This is a genomic window from Halococcus hamelinensis 100A6, from assembly GCF_000336675.1.
Lineage (GTDB): Archaea > Halobacteriota > Halobacteria > Halobacteriales > Halococcaceae > Halococcus > Halococcus hamelinensis.
Genome location: NZ_AOMB01000043.1, coordinates 62,336 through 79,346, shown reverse-complemented (window position 1 = coordinate 79,346; position 17,011 = coordinate 62,336). Strand labels below are relative to the sequence as shown.

At 68.9% G+C, this 17,011-nt stretch carries 12 protein-coding genes; 10 read left to right on the top strand and 2 right to left on the bottom strand.

Features of this window, described 5'->3' with window-relative positions:
* Positions 1-98: 98 nt before the first annotated feature.
* The 6 genes from C447_RS16150 to C447_RS16125 all read left to right on the top strand — a co-directional run bounded on the left by C447_RS16150 (position 99) and on the right by C447_RS16125 (position 7,634).
* Positions 99-1,496, top strand: a complete 1,398-nt coding sequence (locus C447_RS16150) for a PGF-CTERM sorting domain-containing protein (RefSeq protein ID WP_007695811.1) — start codon at positions 99-101, stop codon at positions 1,494-1,496.
* Between the two features lie 98 nt (positions 1,497-1,594).
* Entirely contained in the window at positions 1,595-2,818 is a 1,224-nt protein-coding gene (locus C447_RS16145) for a prenyltransferase/squalene oxidase repeat-containing protein (RefSeq protein ID WP_007695810.1), read from the top strand.
* Positions 2,819-2,972: 154 nt separating this feature from the next.
* Positions 2,973-4,088, top strand: coding sequence for a non-hydrolyzing UDP-N-acetylglucosamine 2-epimerase (gene wecB, locus C447_RS16140; RefSeq protein WP_007695809.1), 1,116 nt, complete (start codon positions 2,973-2,975; stop codon positions 4,086-4,088).
* Positions 4,085-5,368, top strand: coding sequence for a nucleotide sugar dehydrogenase (locus C447_RS16135; protein WP_007695808.1), 1,284 nt, complete (start codon positions 4,085-4,087; stop codon positions 5,366-5,368). The genes wecB and C447_RS16135 overlap by 4 nt, the downstream gene beginning before the upstream one ends.
* Positions 5,365-6,462, top strand: a complete 1,098-nt coding sequence (locus C447_RS16130; protein ID WP_007695807.1) for a DUF354 domain-containing protein — start codon at positions 5,365-5,367, stop codon at positions 6,460-6,462. Before C447_RS16135 ends, C447_RS16130 begins: the two co-directional genes overlap by 4 nt.
* Complete coding sequence (locus tag C447_RS16125) at positions 6,459-7,634, top strand: hypothetical protein (RefSeq protein WP_007695806.1); 1,176 nt, start codon at positions 6,459-6,461, stop codon at positions 7,632-7,634. Before C447_RS16130 ends, C447_RS16125 begins: the two co-directional genes overlap by 4 nt.
* A 6-nt stretch (positions 7,635-7,640) precedes the next feature.
* Here C447_RS16125 and C447_RS16120 read toward each other — a convergent pair whose 3' ends face one another.
* On the bottom strand, positions 7,641-9,044 hold the full coding sequence (locus tag C447_RS16120) for a sulfatase (protein ID WP_007695804.1): 1,404 nt from the start codon (positions 9,042-9,044) through the stop codon (positions 7,641-7,643).
* A 141-nt stretch (positions 9,045-9,185) separates the two neighbouring features.
* Between C447_RS16120 and C447_RS16115 the strand changes: the two genes are divergently transcribed.
* From C447_RS16115 to C447_RS16100, 4 genes are read left to right on the top strand one after another with little or no spacing between them, the layout of a single operon-like run.
* On the top strand, positions 9,186-11,231 hold the full coding sequence (locus tag C447_RS16115; protein ID WP_237713352.1) for a RodZ family helix-turn-helix domain-containing protein: 2,046 nt from the start codon (positions 9,186-9,188) through the stop codon (positions 11,229-11,231).
* Positions 11,232-11,291: 60 nt separating this feature from the next.
* Complete coding sequence (locus tag C447_RS16110; protein ID WP_007695799.1) at positions 11,292-12,872, top strand: alkaline phosphatase family protein; 1,581 nt, start codon at positions 11,292-11,294, stop codon at positions 12,870-12,872.
* Entirely contained in the window at positions 12,869-13,972 is a 1,104-nt protein-coding gene (locus tag C447_RS16105; RefSeq protein WP_007695797.1) for a glycosyltransferase family 4 protein, read from the top strand. The genes C447_RS16110 and C447_RS16105 overlap by 4 nt, the downstream gene beginning before the upstream one ends.
* A 36-nt stretch (positions 13,973-14,008) precedes the next feature.
* Positions 14,009-15,268 (top strand): glycosyltransferase family 4 protein, encoded by a 1,260-nt coding sequence (locus tag C447_RS16100; protein WP_007695796.1) that lies wholly within the window; start codon positions 14,009-14,011, stop codon positions 15,266-15,268.
* On the opposite strand, the gene C447_RS16095 is transcribed toward C447_RS16100, so the two are convergent.
* Positions 15,187-16,977, bottom strand: a complete 1,791-nt coding sequence (locus tag C447_RS16095; RefSeq protein WP_007695795.1) for a class I SAM-dependent methyltransferase — start codon at positions 16,975-16,977, stop codon at positions 15,187-15,189. The two genes, C447_RS16100 and C447_RS16095, sit on opposite strands and share 82 nt — an antisense overlap.
* Positions 16,978-17,011: the final 34 nt, after the last annotated feature.

Genomic DNA, 17,011 nt, shown 5'->3' with positions numbered 1-17,011 from the left:
TGGAGTGAGATCCGGATCGACGACCATCGCGCGCGGTCCATCGGAAATCGCGTGTGGGTCCCGAACCGTACGACAATGAGGCAGACAAGCGCATATCCATGACGACGCGGCGTACCGTACTCATCATCGCAGTGGCACTGCTCACCGGACTGGCCGGTGCGGCGACCGTCAGCGGGCCGGCGGCCGCGCTTAACGCGAGCTCCTCCGCTCCGTTCCCGCACTCGCCGGGCACCACCGTCGACTCCTTCCCGGTGTCGGTCACCGTCCAGCAGGGCGACGCCATCGCCCAGAACGGGATGGGGTCGATGACGCTCAACTACGCGGCGAGCGACGGATTCGACGGCAACCTCGGCAACGTGAGTTCGAGCGACGTCTCGGTCTACGTCTCGAACGGCACGGGCGTCGAGCCGGTGACCGCGTATCAGGTCTCGAAACAGGGTAACGGACGGCTGGCGCTTGACTTCCAGCAGCCGGTGGGGGTCCAGCCCGGCGACCGGATCATCGCCGACGTCGGCAACGTGACGACGCCCTCCTCGTCCGATAGCTACGCCATCGGGGTCTCGACGACCGGGGCCGACGGCGGAACCGACGGCCCGGTGCCGGTCAGCTACGAGGTGGTCGCCGCCAACATCTCCTTCCCGAACCAGAGCGCCTCGCAGTTCGCCGCGAACCAGTCGGTCAACATCACCGGCGTGGTGCCGAACGCAGGCTACGTCGCCGTCTTCAAGCAGAACGACGACGGCTCGCGCGGGGAGCTGGTCGGCAACACCCGGCCGATCCTCGCGACGTACGACGACCGCAACTACTCGGTGAACCTCGGTGGCCGGGTCACACAGAGCCAGCCGCTCGAAGCGGTGGTCTACTACGAGACGAGCGGCACCACCCAGACCGAGCGGCTCAACGGGAGCTTCGATCCGGACCAGGACGCCGTGGTCACGAACAACGGCGTGCCGGCGAACGCCACCGGCTACGTCACGACGCTCGTCGCGAGCGGCCGGCTCACCGCCGGCGAGGAGTACCGACAGGGTGAACGGCTCCTGTTCGCCGGGGAGCCCGGTACGAGCTACCGCGTCAACGCGATCGACAACGGGAGCATCGGCGGTATCCAGAGCCAGTTCCAGACCGCGGCCAACGGCTCCACGACGATCGACACCGCCGACCTCGGCGAGGGCCAGTACATCGTCACTCGAATCGACGACGGCTCGGTCGTGGGACTCGACAACGACAGTACCACCAGCCTCCAGGACGACAGCTTCTTCGTGACGGGTGAGACCGTCTCGACGGCCACCAGCATCGACGCGGACGCCGGAACGAGCGGGAACGCGAGCGGCGGCGCGTCGACGGAGGCCGCCGGCGGGAACGCTAGCGGCGAGGGTAACGGCAGCGCGGGCAACGAGAGCGGCGGCAGCGGTGCGGGCGGTCCCGGCTTCGGGCCCGTGGTCGCGGTCGTCGCGCTCCTCGGCGCGGCCCTCATCGCGGCCCGGCGTACGCGCTGACCGACTTTCCTCCCCGTTCTTCCGACCCGTTCGCCGACCATCTCGACCGATCCGGATCCGATGGATGGATTTACCGCGACCGTGTCGGTCGGAACGAAATGAGTGATGCGAGCGAGCCCCGAGTGGGTGTCACGGGGCGGGTTCTCGGCGAGACGCTTCGGTACGCGCGCGAGCGCGACTACACCGGCTGGGACTACGGCGACGGCATGAGCAGCCGCCTGTTGCAGGCCGTCCCGGTCGAGAACAAGTGGCTCAACATCGCGGTTCAAGAGACCATCAAGCGCGCGCCGGTCAACGTCCGGCCCCTCTTTCTGGTCGAACAGCGCCGGAACTACAAGGGCACCGCGCTGTTCACGATGGCGAACCTCACCGCCGGACGGGTTCTCGGCGAGGGGTCGAGCGCGGAACCGGACTACGAACGCGAGGCCCGCGACCTCGCGGAGTGGCTCGTCGAGCATCGGACGCCGGGCTACGCGGGCTTTTGCGGGGCGCATCGCCACGAGATCCAGCACCTCGACATCCTGGGATTGCCCGAGTATCCCGACATGGTCTCGACCTCCTATGCGGTGCGGGCGCTGCTGGCCGCCCACGACGCCGGGCTCGACGACGGCGAGACGGACTACGCGGCGGTCGTTCGCTCCGTCGCCGACTTCATCGACGAGGACCTGGAGTACGAGGAGATCGAGGAGGGAGCCCGGATGAAGTACGTCCCGACGTGGTCGTCGGACCACTTCACCCTCAACGCGGTCGCGCTCGGCGGGGCCACCCTGCTCGAACTCGACGACCGGTTCCCCGACGAGGGCCACCGCGAGCGCGGCGAGAAGCTCCTCGACTACGTCGTCTCGCGCCAGCGCCCGGAAGGGGGTTGGATGTACCGCGACCCGCCCTCGGCCTCCCACCTCTCGATGGACAGCCACCACAACGGTTTCGTCATCGAATCCCTCCTCCGGCACGCCGAACTCACCGGTTCGGACCGGTATTCCGACGTTCTCGACGACGCGCTCGCGTTCTATCGCGACGAGCTCTTCGAGTCGAACGGCGCGCCGAACTGGGACGAGTCGAGCGCCTACCCCCGCGACATCCACGCCGCGGCCCAGGGGATCATCGTCTTCAGCCTCGCGGGCGAGTTCGAGCTGGCCGAGCGCGTCATCGGCTGGGTGCTCGGGGCGCTCTACGTCGGCGACGGCCGGTTTTTCTACCGGCAGGAACGCTGGTATACGAAGCGGGTCACGCTGATGCGGTGGTGTGAGGCGTGGATGTCGTACGCGGTCGCCACCTACCTCGACCGGCGTGACACCGTCGACCGGTTTCGACAGGTTTGATAAGCGGGCCGATGAAGGGACCGCATGATGCCCTTGATGCCGGGTTCTACGGTTCGCGGCGAGGTCTGCAGTGGCGGTGCGTCCCCGATACGACACCTATGACTCAGTTCACACACTATCGACTGTCGACGGCGGGAAGGGAGGGCGTTCGGCGATGAGCGATACCGCCGTGACGATCGTCCTCGGTACCCGTCCGGAGATCATCAAGCTCGCGCCCGTGATCGACGCCTGCGAGGAGCGCGGGGTCGGTTACTCCGTGGTCCACACCGGACAGCACTACTCCGAGGAACTCGATGCGGTGTTCTTCGACCAGCTCGAACTCCCGACCCCCGACCACAACCTCGCGGTCGGGTCCGGTTCGCACAGCGCCCAGACCGGCGCGATGATCCGCGAGATCGAGTCGGTGTTCCTCGACGAGGAGCCCGAGGTCGTGCTGGTCCAGGGCGACACCAACACCGTGCTCGCGGGTTCGATCGCCGCGAGCAAGCTCGACTGCGTGCTCGGCCACGTCGAGGCCGGCCTCCGGAGCTTCGACCGGGGGATGCCCGAGGAGGTCAACCGGGTGCTCGCCGACCACGCCGCCGACTACCTCTTCTGCCCGACCGACCAGGCCGCACGCTACCTCCGCGAGGAGGGCGTCCCCGTCGACCGGATCGAGGTCACCGGCAACACCATCGTGGATTCGGTCATCGGCTATCGCGACCTCGCGGCCGAGAAGAGCCGGGTGCTCGCCGAGAACGACCTCACGGCCGACGAGTTCTGTCTGCTGACCGCCCACCGCGCCGAGAACGTCGACGACCGGGCTCGGTTTTCGAGCCTCCTCGACGGCGTGGCGGGGTTCGCCAGCGAATCGGGACTCGACGTCGTCTACCCCATTCACCCACGGGCGCGCGAGCGCCTCGACGAGTTCGAGATCGACCTCCCGTCTGCGATCACGACGGTCGAACCCCAGGACTTCCTGGATTTCCTCCGGCTCGAAAGCACCGCCCGGCTCGTCTTCACCGACTCGGGCGGGGTGCAGGAGGAGGCGTGCATCCTCGGGACGCCGTGTGTCACCCTGCGCGACAACACCGAGCGCCCCGAGACCGTCGACGTCGGCGCGAACCGCGTCGTCGGGGTCGGCCCCGACGCCATCGCGGCGGGCGCGCGCGACGCGCTCGACGCCGGCACCGACTGGGAGAACCCCTTCGGCGACGGCCGCGCCGCCGACCGGATCCTCGACCTCGTCGGGGTCGGACCGGCGACGTCGGTCGGGGGGGTCTCGGGATGAGTTCGGTCTGTGTCCACGGCCTCGGCTACATCGGGCTGCCGACCGCCGCGATGCTCGCGGACGCCGGCCACGACGTCACCGGCTACGACGTGAACGCCGAGCTGCTCGACCGGCTCGCCGCCGGCGACGTCCCCGTCGACGAACCCGGGCTCGATACGTTCATCGAGCGCGCGCTCGATGGCTCGCTCTCGGTCTCTTCGGAAGCGGTCGCCGCCGACTACCACCTGATCTGCGTCCCGACCCCGCTCGACGGAGGGCGCGCGGACCTCTCGTACGTGGAGGCGGCCGCCGAAACCGTCGCTGGCGTTCTCCGAGAAGACGACACCGTGGTGCTCGAATCCACCGTGCCGCCGGGGACCACCACCGAGGTCGTCGGCCCGATCCTCGAAGATTCGGGGCTCGCCGTGGGCGCGTTCTCGCTGGCGTACTCGCCCGAGACGATGCTGCCGGGCAACGTGGTCGCCGAACTCCGTGGGAACGACCGCGCGGTGGGCGGCGTCGACGAGCGGGCGGTCGAGCGCACGACCGAACTCTACGGCTCGTTCGTCGAGGGCGAACTCCGTACCACGACCGACCCGACCCTCTGTGAGTTCGTCAAGCTCATCCAGAACACGTATCGGGACGTGAACATCGCGCTCGCCAACGAGGTCGCGATGGTGGCGGCGGACTACGGGCTCGATTCGCGCGAGGCGATCGCGCTCGCGAACCACCACCCGCGGGTGGACCTCCACCAGCCGGGGCCCGGCGTCGGCGGGCACTGCATCCCGATCGACCCGCTGTTCCTCGGCCAGCACTCGGAGCGCCTCGACCTGATCGAGCGCGCCCGGGCGATCAACGACGGGATGGCCGACTACGTCACCGACCTCGTGGCGGCGGGCGTGGGCTCGCTCGCGGGCTCGACGGTCGCGGTGCTCGGCGTGGCCTACAAGGGCAACGTCGCGGACGCCCGCGAGAGCCCCGGCCTCCGCCTCGCGGAGGTGCTTCAGACGCGGGCGCGGGCGGCGACCGCACCCGGGGTCGACGACGGCACCGACGAACCGTCGGTCGACGTCAGGCTCACCGACCCGCACGTCACCGACCAGCGCTTCGCGCTCTCGCCGCTCGACGACGCACTGGCGGGGGCCGACGCCGTCGTCATCGCCACCGACCACGACGAGTACGCAGCGCTCGACCCGACCGACGTCGCCAGCCGGCTCGCCGGCGACGTCGTCGTGGATACGAAGGGCCTCCTCGATGCCGCCGAGTGGGAGGCGGCCGGATTGAGGGTCGTCGAACTATGAGCGGGCGCACCCGAACCGAGGCCGAAGCCACCGCCCGTACCGACCTCGTCCGGGCGTGGATCGACCTCGTGAGCCCCTCACACCCGTTCTTCTTCGACGCGCTCGTCGGCGGGCTCGACGGGGTCTCGGTGACGACCACGGTGCGCGAGAAGACCGAGACCGTCTCGCTCGCGAAGGAGGTCGGCTTCGACCACCGGGTCGTGGGCCGTGACTTCGACAACGCCCTCGTCCGGAAGTTCGGCATCCCGCTCCGGACCGCCCAGCTCGCGCTCCAGGCCCCCGACTGCGACGTCTCGCTCTCCTCGCGCAACGCGATGTGCATCCTCGCCTCGAAGGCCCGCGGGATCCCCTCGATACACTTCACGGACAACGACATCACGGCGCACATCGACGGGCTCTGGGTCGAGGAGCTCTACAACCGCTTCGAGGCCGCCGCGACCCACAACGTGGTGCCCCGGGCGTTCGCCACCGAAGAACTCACCCGATGGGGGGCCGACACGGACTCCGTGCACACCTACGACGGCTACAAGGAGGACGTCTACGTCGCGGGCTTCGAACCCGACCCCGACTTCCCCGACCGGCTCCCGTTCGCGTCGGGCGAGTACATCGTGCTCCGTCCGGAGGCGCTGACGGCGGCCTACGTCGACGCCGACTCGATCGTCCCCCAGCTCCTCGCGGCCGCCGTCGACCACGACATCGGCGTCGTCTACCTCCCGCGGGGCCGCGGCGACGAGGGTCACGCCGGGGCGTACCCCGACGACGAGGTGTTCGTCCCGCAGGGCGCGGTCAACGGGCTCCAGCTCGCCTGGCACGCCCGCTGTGTCCTCACCGGCTCGGGCACCATGTCGCGCGAAGCCGCCTGCATGGAGAAACCCGCCGTCTCCTTCTTCCCGAACACGCTGCTCTCGGTCGACCAGGAGCTCGTCGCCGACGGCCGGATCTTCCACTCGCGCGACCCCGAAGCGATCATCGACCACGTCGCGTCGCTCGACGAGTCGGACATCGACCCCGACCGCGAGCGCGCCCACGCGGTGCGCGAGGAGGTCATCGACCTCACGAACGACCTGATAGACTCGTGTTGTGGTCGCCGATGAACCGGACCGACCCCGACGTGGCGGCGGTCGCGGACCGCGCGCTCGACTGGGCACACGACCGCGACTACGCCGGCTGGGACCCCTACGACGGGCTCAACAGCCCGCACTCAGACACGCTCGTCGACAACTGGTTCACGCGACTGGTCTGGACGCACACCGTGAACCTCTCGCCGGTCAACCTCCGACCGGCGCTGTCGGTCCCGAAGGAGCGAAACCCGAAGGGGATGGCCCTGTTCGCGCTCGCGAACCTCCATCGCTACGAGGCCACCGACGACGGGACGTACCTCGACCGCGCCGAGTGGCTGCTCGACTGGCTCGCCGAGTACCAGTCGACCCGGTTCGACCGCCCGTGCTGGGGCTACAACTTCCCCTGGCAGAACGCCCGGAAGTTCCACCTCCCAGCCTACTGGCCGTCGGTGGTCGTGACGGTGTTCGCCGCCCAGGCGTTCGTGCGCCACCACCGGATCACGGGCGACGAACGCTCGCTGACGGTCGCGGAGGGGGCCTGCGAGTTCATCCGCACCGAGATCAACACCGTCGAGATCGACGGCTTCGACGCCTACACCTACTCCACCGACGACGAGTTCGTGGTGATAAACGTCAACGCGCTCGCGGCCCGGCTGTTCGCGATGGTGGCGGCCGAGAACGGGTCCGAGGAACTCATGGCGCGTGCAGACGCCCTCGTGACGTTCGTCGAGTCGGCCCAGGAGGACAGCGGTGCGTGGCACTACTCGATGCCGGCCGCCGACTCCCACATCAGCCACGACAACTTCCACACCGGCTTCGTACTCGAATCCCTCCGGCACTACCTCGATTCGGGTGGCGACGTCGCGGGCGCGGAGGCGAGCTACGAGCGCGGCCTCGAGTTCTACCGCGAGCACCTCTTCGAACCCGACGGCGCGCCGAAGTTCGAACACGAGACCTCGAAACCCTACGACGCCCACGCCGCCGCCCAGTCGGTCGTGACGTTCGTCACCGACGGCCGACCCGAGAGTCGCGAGACGGCCCGTTCGGTCATCGAGTGGTCGATCGAGAACCTCTACGACGAGGACGGCTACTTCTACCGCCGCCGCGGCCGCCTGCTGGACGACGAGACGCCGTACATCCGCTGGAGTCAGGCGTGGATGTGCCTCGCGCTCGCCGCCACGGCGAACCTCGACCCCGAATCGTAGGCAGCGTTAGTCCACGAGGTAGCCGAGATCCGCGAGCTGGTCGCGCATCGCGTCGCTGAACTTCCCCTCGCGTTCGCCGCTGTAGGCCGGCTGGCCGTCGGTCTCGAGGATCGTCTCGAGTTCGTCGTCGAGGTCCGCCGCTACCTCGGGGTGGTCGTCGTCGACGTCCTCGCACTCGTCGGGGAGGGCGAAGAGCTCGGCCCGGTCGTCGCTTCTCTGATACTTGAACTCGTCCGTGCGGAGCGCGCTCAGGGTCGAGGTGTGGTAGGGCGTGGGGTCGAAATCGGGGTTGAGCTCCGCGAACCGGTCGAGGTTCTTTCGCGTGCGCTTCGCGCCGCGCTGGGTGAGGGTGTGATCGCGGGTCTCCTCGCGGAGGTCGACCCCGTGGAAGCCCTCGACTCCGGCACCCGCGACCTCACAGAGGGTTCGCATCACGTCGGCGTGCTGGACGGTCTCGCTCTCGTGGTCGACGAGTTCGTCGAAGCCGTGGGTCACCAGCGGGACGTGGGTCACGGCGTCGTCGGTGACGACGAGGTGGGCCAGCATGCCCTGCTCGCCGAAGAGCTCGCCGTGGTCGGCCGTCACGACGAAGACGGTGTTGTCGAGTCGCGTGACGTGCTCGAAGAGGTCGCCAACGAGCTCGTCGGTGTGGGCTATCTCGGCGTCGTAGAGCGCGTGGAGCGCGTTCCACTCGTCGTCGTCGAGCGGGCAGCCGTCGGCGATCAGCTGGTGGAAGTTGCCGTGGTGGTACTGGCCGAGTTCGAGCGCCTCGTCCACGCTCATCTCGAAGTCGTCGGCGTAGGGTTCGAGGTAGCGTCGCGGCGGCTGGTAGGGGTGGTGGGGGTCACCGTAGTGGGCGTAGAGGAAGAACGGGTCGTCGTCCTCGGCGGCGGCGTCGACCCGGCGCTTCGCCATCTCGTTCATGATGAAGCCGGTGCCGTGCTTTCTGGTGTCGGTGGTGAAGCCGGGGCCGTGTCGCCGGCAGTTCCGGAGGTACTTGAACAGGATCCGGGGACCCGCGGCGTCGAGGAGGGTGTCGGCGCTCAGCCAGACGAACTCGTCGAAGCCCCGGTCGAGCTCCGTCGCCGAACTCAGGTGGGAGTTCGGCGAGAGACACGCGGTGTGATAGCCCGCCGCCGAGAGGCGTTCGGGCACCGTCTCGACCTCGTCGGGGATCGCGTCGTTCGCCATCCCCGCACCGTGGTGGGTCGGGACGGTGCCGGTGAGTATCGACGCGCTGGAGGCGAGCGTCCAGATCCCGTGGGTGTGGCAGTTGTCGAACGCGCGCCCGCGCTGCCCGCGGGCGATCCGGTCGATGTTCGGGGTCGTATCGCGCGAGTACCCGCTCATCGTGGTGTGGTCGGCCCGAGTGCTTTCGAGGGTTATCCAGACAATGTTCGGGCGCTGCATACTGAGTTCCCTTCTCGATTCCGTGGCTTAGGCATCACGGTCCGTCGCGCCTCGTGCGAACACCTCACACGACGTTCCCGAACGGAAACCGTTTATAACGACCGCCCAAGAGACCGTGTATCCCACACGCCGCGACACGGCGTGACCTCCACACAGATGAGTACGCTCACGAAAGCCGTCCCACGGAATCGCGGCCGGAAGCTCGCGCTCGTGGTCGGCTACCTCGCGCTCGCGGGCGGCGTGCTGTTCGCCTACGACGAGCCCACCACCGGCTACGAGGTCTCGATCTACGGCGCGACGCCCTGGGGTTTCTGGCTCGGCGTCGGTATCGCGCTCCTCGTCGGCGTGGTCGTCACCCTCTACGTCTCCGAGGGCTACGTCAACCTCGCGGGGCTCTTCCTCGCGGGCGGGTCGGTGATCTCGATCGCGGCGCTCCCGCTGATCCGGAGTTACTACTACTACGGCTCCGCCGACGGCATGACCCACCTCGGGTGGACGAAGGACCTCTACAACGGCTCGATGAGCATCTTCGGCGACTTCTATCCCGGCGTCCACACCGTCGGGCTCTTCGTCAGCGGCGTCCTCGGCACCCCGATCACCCGGTCGCTGTTGGTCGGCGTGCTCCTGTTCGTCGTCGCCTACGTCGTGTTCATCCCGCTGTGTATCCGCTCGATGACCTCCCACCGGGGTGCGATGGTGCTCGGCGGCCTCACGGGGCTCCTCATCCTGCCGATCAACCACTTCGGGACGAACTACATGACCCCGCACCCGATCAGCGACACCATCCTCCTGACGCCGGTTGTGCTCTATCTCCTGATAAACTACCTCACGAGCCCGACCGACGTCTTCGAGACCCAGCTGCCGGTCTCGGCCGCCGGCGGGGCGTTCGCGCTGATTCTCAGTGCGCTGGTGCTCTATCACCCCCAGCAGGCCGCGAACCTCATCATCCTCTTCATCACGATCTCGGGGGTCCAGTTCGTCTACCGAACCGTCCGACCGAACAGCCGGATCGCCGAGCACAAACCGCTCTACGCACCGACGGTCTACCTGATCGGGGCGTCCATGTTGTGGTCGCTGGGCCGGAGCCGGTTCGAGGGTTCGGTGAACGCGGTGCTCAGAGAGCTGTTCAGCTTCCTCTCCGGTGGATCGACGAACCTCGGCTCGACGACCGCGAGCCAGGGGAGTTCGCTCACCCAGGCCGGGGGCAGCATCCCCGAACTCTTCCTCAAGCTCTTCGGGGTGAGCATGGTCTTCGCGGCGCTCGCGGGCCTCCTGATGCTCACGAGCCTCTTCGGGCGACTCCGCGACGCCCCCGACACCTCGGCGCTCGTGAAGTACTTCACCATCGGGCTGGTGGTCCTCATCCCCTACTCGCTGGTCTTCTACATCGGGAGCGTCTCCGAGCTCTTCTTCCGGAACGTGGGACTCATCATGGTGATCGCGACGATCCTCGGGACGATCGCCCTCTATCGGTACATCACCGGTCTCTCGGAGGTGGTCCCCGGCGGCGGCGTCCGTGCGGTGACGGTGGTCGTCATCGTGGTCATGCTCGTGCTCTCGATCGCGGTGATATTCCCCTCCCCCTATCTCTTCATCCCGAACGACCAGGTCACCGAGGGCCGGATAGACGGTTACGACTACACGTTCTCCCACACCGGACCCAACGCCTCGGTCTACGGGGTGCGGGAGGGCCCCTGGCGCGTGAGCCACGGGCTCTACGGCGTCGAGGCGAACGAGGAGGCCGACGAGATCCGCTACAGCGGTTCGACGATCAACATCACCAACGCCACTACCGTCACCACCCCGACCTCGGACGTCAGGTACCTCGCGGTGACGGGTGCCGCCCGCGAACGCGAGATCGAGGTCTACAACGGGATCCGCTACAACGAGACGGCCTTCGAGCGGCTCGAAGGCACGCCCGGCGTCAGCCTCGTCATGAGCAACGGCGAGCTCGACCTCTACCGGCTCGCCAACAGCACTGACTCCCCCGCCGTGACCAACGCGACGGGGCCCACGAACACCACCGCGGGGCCCGCAGCGAACGGAACGACGTCGGGCGCGAACGCGACGAACGGGTCGGTGTTCGGCAACGCGTCCGCCTCGGTCGCCCCGTCGACGAGCCCCGCCGTTCGGTCGGTCGGCCTCGGCACCGACCCCGGGGGCTTCCCCGCGGACCGGGGTTCGTGAGCGGGCGAATGAAAACGGTAATGAGCGTCACGGCAGGAGTGGATTCATTGTGAACCAGCCATGACCGACGGCACCACACCCGACCGCGCGCTCGTCCTCGGGCTCGATGGCGTGCCGTTCGAGCGCCTCCGCGGATGGGCCGAGGCGGGCGAGCTTCCGAACGTCGCGGCGCTGTTCGAGGCGGGCGCGGCCGGCCCGCTCGCGAGCACCAAGCCCGCGAACACCGCGCTGGCGTGGCCCTCGATCGCCACCGGCACCTGGCCCGACAAACACGGCGTCTACGCCTTCTACAAGCTCGGCACCAACTACCGCCACCGGGTCAACACCGGGGCCGACGTCTCCCGCCCCGCGCTCTGGGAGATGGTCTCGCCCGCGACCGCGGTGAACGTCCCGATGACCTACCCCGCGAGCGAGATCGACGGCCGGATCGTGACCGGGATGATGACCCCCTCGCGCGACGAGGGGTTCACCTACCCGCCGGAACTCGCCGACGAGATCGGTCGGGTCTCGCCCGACTACGATATCGGTCTCGACTGGAACGAGTACAAGGACCGACCCGACGAGTTCCCCGCGGCGCTCGAAGCGCTGGTGAACGCCCGTCGGACGTACATGAACCACGCGCTCGAGGAGGACTGGCGGCTGTTCTTCTTCGTCTACACCGCCCCCGACCGACTCCAGCACCTCCTCTGGGAGGAGGAGGTCCTGATCGACCACTACAAGCTCCTCGACGAGGTCATCGGCGACGCCCGCGAGTACGCCCGCGAACACGACCTCACGCTGTTCGTGGTCTCGGACCACGGCTTCGGCCCGATCGACAAGAACGTCCACGTCAACCGGCTGCTGGCGAACGAGGGCTACCTCACCCCGAAATCCGACACCGCGAGCCGGAGCACGCTCTCGCGGGTCGGGCTCACCAAGGAGCGCGTGCTCGGCACCCTCGAAGACCTCGGGATCGATACGGATCGCCTCGCGAAGCGGCTCCCGCAGTCGCTCGTCGACCGGGTCGCGGCCGGCATCCCGGGCGACAACGTCCGCTACGACGTCGATTACACGGAGACGAAAGCCTTCGTCCACGCCCAGGGGACCCTCTACATCAACGACACCGAGCGCTTCGACCAGGGGATCGTCGAACCCAGCGAGGTCGACGGGCTCAAAGCCGAACTCACGGACGTGCTCACGAGCTTCCGTGACGACGGTGAGCAGGTGCTCGACGTCCACGACGGCGACGACCTGTTCCCGACCGACCCGAAGTCGCCCGACCTCGTCGTCGAACCCCGCGAGGGCTACTACGTCAAGCCCTCGCTCGCGCCCGAGGTCTTCTCCGACCCCGGTGCCCACGCCGCCGACCACCGCCCCGACGGCATCTTCTTCGCCGAAGGGCCGGACGTCGAACCCGGCAGCACGCCCGAGGACGCCAGCGTGGTCGACGTCGCGCCGACGGTGCTCCACGCGATGGGCGAGCCGGTGCCCGCCGACACCGACGGGCGAGTGCTCGACGAGCTGTTCGCGCCGGGCTCGCCGACCGCCGAGCGGGCCGTCACGACGGCGAACTACGCGGGATCGGGTGGGCAGCGGGGCACCGACGACGACGACTTCAGCGACGTCGAGGAGCGACTCCGCGGGCTCGGCTACGTGGAATGAGGGGCCGCGAAACCCGGCTCCTCGTCGTCGGTCGCCACGGTCCCGGCGGGATCGGCCAGTACATCAAGGAGCAGCGCCGCCACCTCGCGGGCGAGATCCGGCTCTCCTCGCATCGGAGCGGCGCGTTCGACACGGCGGGGGTGGTGGCGTTCATCCGCTCACTCCTCCGGATCGTCTGGAACGCGGTGAGCTACACCGCCCGGTCGCCGCCCGACATCGTTCACGTCCACTCCTCGCATCGGTTCTCGTTCTACCGGGCGGGCTTTTACGTGCTGTTCTCGAAACACGTCTGGGGCTGCCCGGTGGTGCTCCACATCCACGGTTCGTCGTTCGACACCTTCGTCGCCACCGACAACCCGCTCGTCCGGTGGTATCAGTCGATAGTCTACGACGCCGCCGACGAGATCATCGTGCTCTCGGCGTACTGGCGTGATACCCTCGCGGCCCACACCGACCCCGCCAAACTCGTGGTGCTGGCGAACGCCGTCGACTCCGAGAACTACCTTCCGGCGTTCGACGGCACCAAACCACACATCGTCGCGATATCGAACCAGCTCCGCCGGAAGGGTATCGCCGAACTCGCCGCCGCGATCGACCAGCTCACCGACCGCGACCTCGACTTTCGGGTGTCGCTGGCGGGGAAGGGGGCCCTCTCGCACCACTCCGAACGTCTCGCGGCGGCCAACCCGAACGTCGAGTACTTCGGGTTCGTCTCGGAGGAACGAAAGCACGAGCTCCTCGGGTCGGGGTCGATATTCGTGCTGCCCTCCCACGCCGAGGGGTTACCGATCGCGATCCTCGAGGCCATGGCGGCGGGCAACGCCATCGTCTCGACCACCGTGGGCGCGATCCCCGAGGTGATCGACGAGGAGAACGGCGTCCTGGTCGCCCCGCGCGATGCCGACGCGCTCGCCGAGGCGCTCGCCGACCTCATCGCCGACCCCGAACGGACCGCCGCGATGGGACGGACGAACCGCGCCGTCGTCGAGGAGCGCTACGAGTGGGCGACCGTCACCGAGGACCTCCTCGGGATCTACGACCGGTTGCTCGCCGACCCCGCCGACCACAAGAGCGAAGCCGAGCGGGTGCGTGAGGACTGACGTGAACACCGTCCGCACGCGGGGAGGCCGATAGCGATGCACGTCTGTCTGCTCACGGCGGGTCGCTATCCGCCGAACGGCCGGGTCCGACGCCACGCCGAGGCGCTCCATCGGGCGGGCCACGCCGTGACGGTCTGTGCCCGCGGCGTGGACGAACCGGACCACGAACTCCACAGGGGGATCGACATCGAACGGGTCGCCGACGACTCGCTCTACGCCGGCCCCCGTGGGGTTCTCGACGGCGTGCGCTACGCGCTTCGGTTCGTCCACCCCGCGTGGCTCCGCGCCGCGAGCGCGGTGGACGACGAGGAGGACGTCGACGTCGTCTGTGTCTTCGACCTCTCGCTCGTGAAGACCGGGCTGGCGCTCGGCGAGCGGTTCGACGTTCCCGCCGTCTGTGACCTCCCCGGCCCGACGGCCGCGGTGGCCAGCGACCCGTCCCGCGGCGGGCGACTCCGCGGGATCGCGCGTCGTGTCTTCCAGCCGCGGTGGCGACGTGGCCGGCTCGTAAAGCGGCTTACCGACGCCGAGTGGCTCGTCACGACCTGCGAGGAGGCGCGCGCGGCCTACGTCCGCGAGCGGGACGTCGACCCCCGGCGGCTGTCGGTGGTCCGGGACACCGTCGCGCCGAGCGTGGTCGACCCCGCGACCGTCTCCGAGGTCCGGGAGGAGCTGGGGTTCGAGGGGGACGCGTTCGTCGTCACCGCGCTCGCGGACGACTCGTCGGGCGATAGCCTCGAACCCCTCGTCGAGGCCGTGGCGCGCGCCGCGGACGAGGCGGTCTCGCTCCGCGTGGTGGTCGTCGGCGACCCCGGACGAGCGACGCTCGACGACCTCGAAACCCTCGCACGGCGACGCCTCGCCGGGGGTCGGATCCGATTCCGTACGGAGGGGGATCCGACCGACTACGTCGCCGCGAGCGACGCGTGCGTGTTCCCGTCGGAACCCATCGACCCCGAAACCGTGGTCCCGGCGGCACTCTACGAGGCGATGGCGGTCGGCGTGCCGGTGGTCGCCCCCGACACGGCCCCCATCCGACGTGTGCTCGCCGAGACCGAGGCCGGACGCGTCGTCGACGATGGAACGCGACCGCTCGCCGACGCGCTCGTCGCACTGGCCGACACCGAAACCCGGGCCGAACTCGGGGCGAACGGCCGGCACGCGGCCGGGACCGCCTACGACCCGGCGACCGATGCGGTGCGGCTCCGGCGGGGTTACGAGTGGGTTCGGGCGCGACCCGAGAGCGGCCCCGCGAGCAGGTTCGTGAGCGCCATCACGTACGAACCGACCTCGTAGGAGCCCTTGTAGGTCTGGTCGGGGACGTCGAGCCGGTCGTCGGTCGTCAGGAACCGGAGGGGGACCCCGATGCCGCTCGTCTCCACGAGGTCACCCCGGCTACTGTCGCCGTAGACCCACGCCATCGCGCGGGCGACCGCGGGGTCGAAGTCGCGCTCGCCGCCCGCCGCGGCGTACTCCGCGACCGCGTTGACGAAGAACGTCTGGTGACAGGAATAGAGGAAGTCCCAGTGGGGCGGCCGGAAACCGAGGCGTTTGGTCGCCGCCCGACGGGCGCGCTGGGTGGCCGGCACGTCCTCCCAGATGAACGCGCCGTCGGGGCGCATCCGCTTTTCGACGGTTCGATCGAGTACCCGTCCGACGTTCTCGACGTAGCCCGTCTGACCGGCGACGCCGGCCGCGCGGGCGAGCCCCCAGCAGGCGTACATCTGGTTCTGGTGGCGGCGGGTGGTGTGGTTCTCGAAGACGAACACGCCGTGGCCGGTGAGCCGGTCGTTCAGTTCCCACACCGCTTCCGAGAGCGCCTCGTGCACGGTCGAATCGTCGGCGCGCTCGGCGAGGTACGACCAGCCGTAGGCCAGCAGCGCGTCTTCCGCGTGCGAGAAGTCGAACCGTTCGTGGGCGTGCTCGAAGAGCTCGTGCGCGACCGCGAGCCGGTCCCCGTCGAAAACGTCGTCGGCGAGCGCGAACGCGCAGGTCAGGGGGCCGATGCCGTAGCTCGGCATCTCGTCGAGCGCGAGGTCGATCCTCCCCTCGAAGTACGCGAGCGCCCGCCGGATCCGCTCGTCGTAGCGCTCGTCGCCGACGGCCGAGGTTCGCCACTGGAGCGCGCCCATCAACGCGAACGGCGCGTAGCGCCAGAGCACGCCGTCGTCGCGCGACCAGGCGAAGTCCCCTGGTCGAACGCCCTCGCCAACGAGGTCGTACTCCAGCCCCCGGGTGAACTTCCCCTCGTCGGGGTCCCAGAAGCCGTTCTCCGTCGCGGGTCGGAACAGGCTTTCGAGCCCTTCGTCGAGATACTCTCGATAGGCGAGCGGTTCGGCGGTGAGCACGAGGTACGAGGCGAGGTCCTGGCGATCCAGCCGGGTGAGTTCGTCGCTCGCCCGACCCGCGAACTCGACGAAGGGTTCCTGATACCGCTCGGGGAGCCGATTGAGCCCCATGTGGACGTAGTAGGGGTACTGGAACAACGACTCCACGCTCTGCAGCCGCCAGTCGGGTGCGACCAATGAATGCGCGTCTGCGGGGTCGTAGTAGCGGTTCTCGGTCCAGCCGTTGACGGCGTAGGGCGAGCGCGGCGTCGGCACCGAGAAGACGAACTTCCCATCCGGACGGAGCACGCGGTGGACCTCGGCGGTGAGGTCGTCGACGTCGAGGAACCGCCAGTCGTACGGGCCAATGGAGACCGCGGCGTCGAAGGCGTCGTTCTCGAACGGCAGCTCGGGGTTCCCGGGGTCCGCCGTGTGGAACTCGACGTCGTCGTCGACGACCTCCCTCGCGTACTCGCTCGCGGCGGGCGAGAAGTCGACGCGCGCGACCGAGTCGGCCTCGATCCCGCCGGTGACGCGTGCCTCGCTCGCGAGGTCGAGCACCCGCCCCCCGTCGAGGCGGGCGAGCGCGCGCCGGCGTTCCTCGTCGCGGAGGGACTGCATGATCGGGCTGGTCGGGGGCTGGGACACCCACTTCCGGAGGGTGGCGTCGCGGGGCATGGCCGTGGTGCTCTCCCGGCACACATTTACCTAC

Coding starts and splice junctions, on each gene's coding strand:
- C447_RS16150 (WP_007695811.1), top strand. CDS start 99: ATGACGACGCGGCGTACCGTACTCATCATCGCAGTGGCACTGCTCACC.
- C447_RS16145 (WP_007695810.1), top strand. CDS start 1,595: ATGAGTGATGCGAGCGAGCCCCGAGTGGGTGTCACGGGGCGGGTTCTC.
- wecB (WP_007695809.1), top strand. CDS start 2,973: ATGAGCGATACCGCCGTGACGATCGTCCTCGGTACCCGTCCGGAGATC.
- C447_RS16135 (WP_007695808.1), top strand. CDS start 4,085: ATGAGTTCGGTCTGTGTCCACGGCCTCGGCTACATCGGGCTGCCGACC.
- C447_RS16130 (WP_007695807.1), top strand. CDS start 5,365: ATGAGCGGGCGCACCCGAACCGAGGCCGAAGCCACCGCCCGTACCGAC.
- C447_RS16125 (WP_007695806.1), top strand. CDS start 6,459: ATGAACCGGACCGACCCCGACGTGGCGGCGGTCGCGGACCGCGCGCTC.
- C447_RS16120 (WP_007695804.1), bottom strand. CDS start 9,044: ATGCAGCGCCCGAACATTGTCTGGATAACCCTCGAAAGCACTCGGGCC.
- C447_RS16110 (WP_007695799.1), top strand. CDS start 11,292: ATGACCGACGGCACCACACCCGACCGCGCGCTCGTCCTCGGGCTCGAT.
- C447_RS16105 (WP_007695797.1), top strand. CDS start 12,869: ATGAGGGGCCGCGAAACCCGGCTCCTCGTCGTCGGTCGCCACGGTCCC.
- C447_RS16100 (WP_007695796.1), top strand. CDS start 14,009: ATGCACGTCTGTCTGCTCACGGCGGGTCGCTATCCGCCGAACGGCCGG.
- C447_RS16095 (WP_007695795.1), bottom strand. CDS start 16,977: ATGCCCCGCGACGCCACCCTCCGGAAGTGGGTGTCCCAGCCCCCGACC.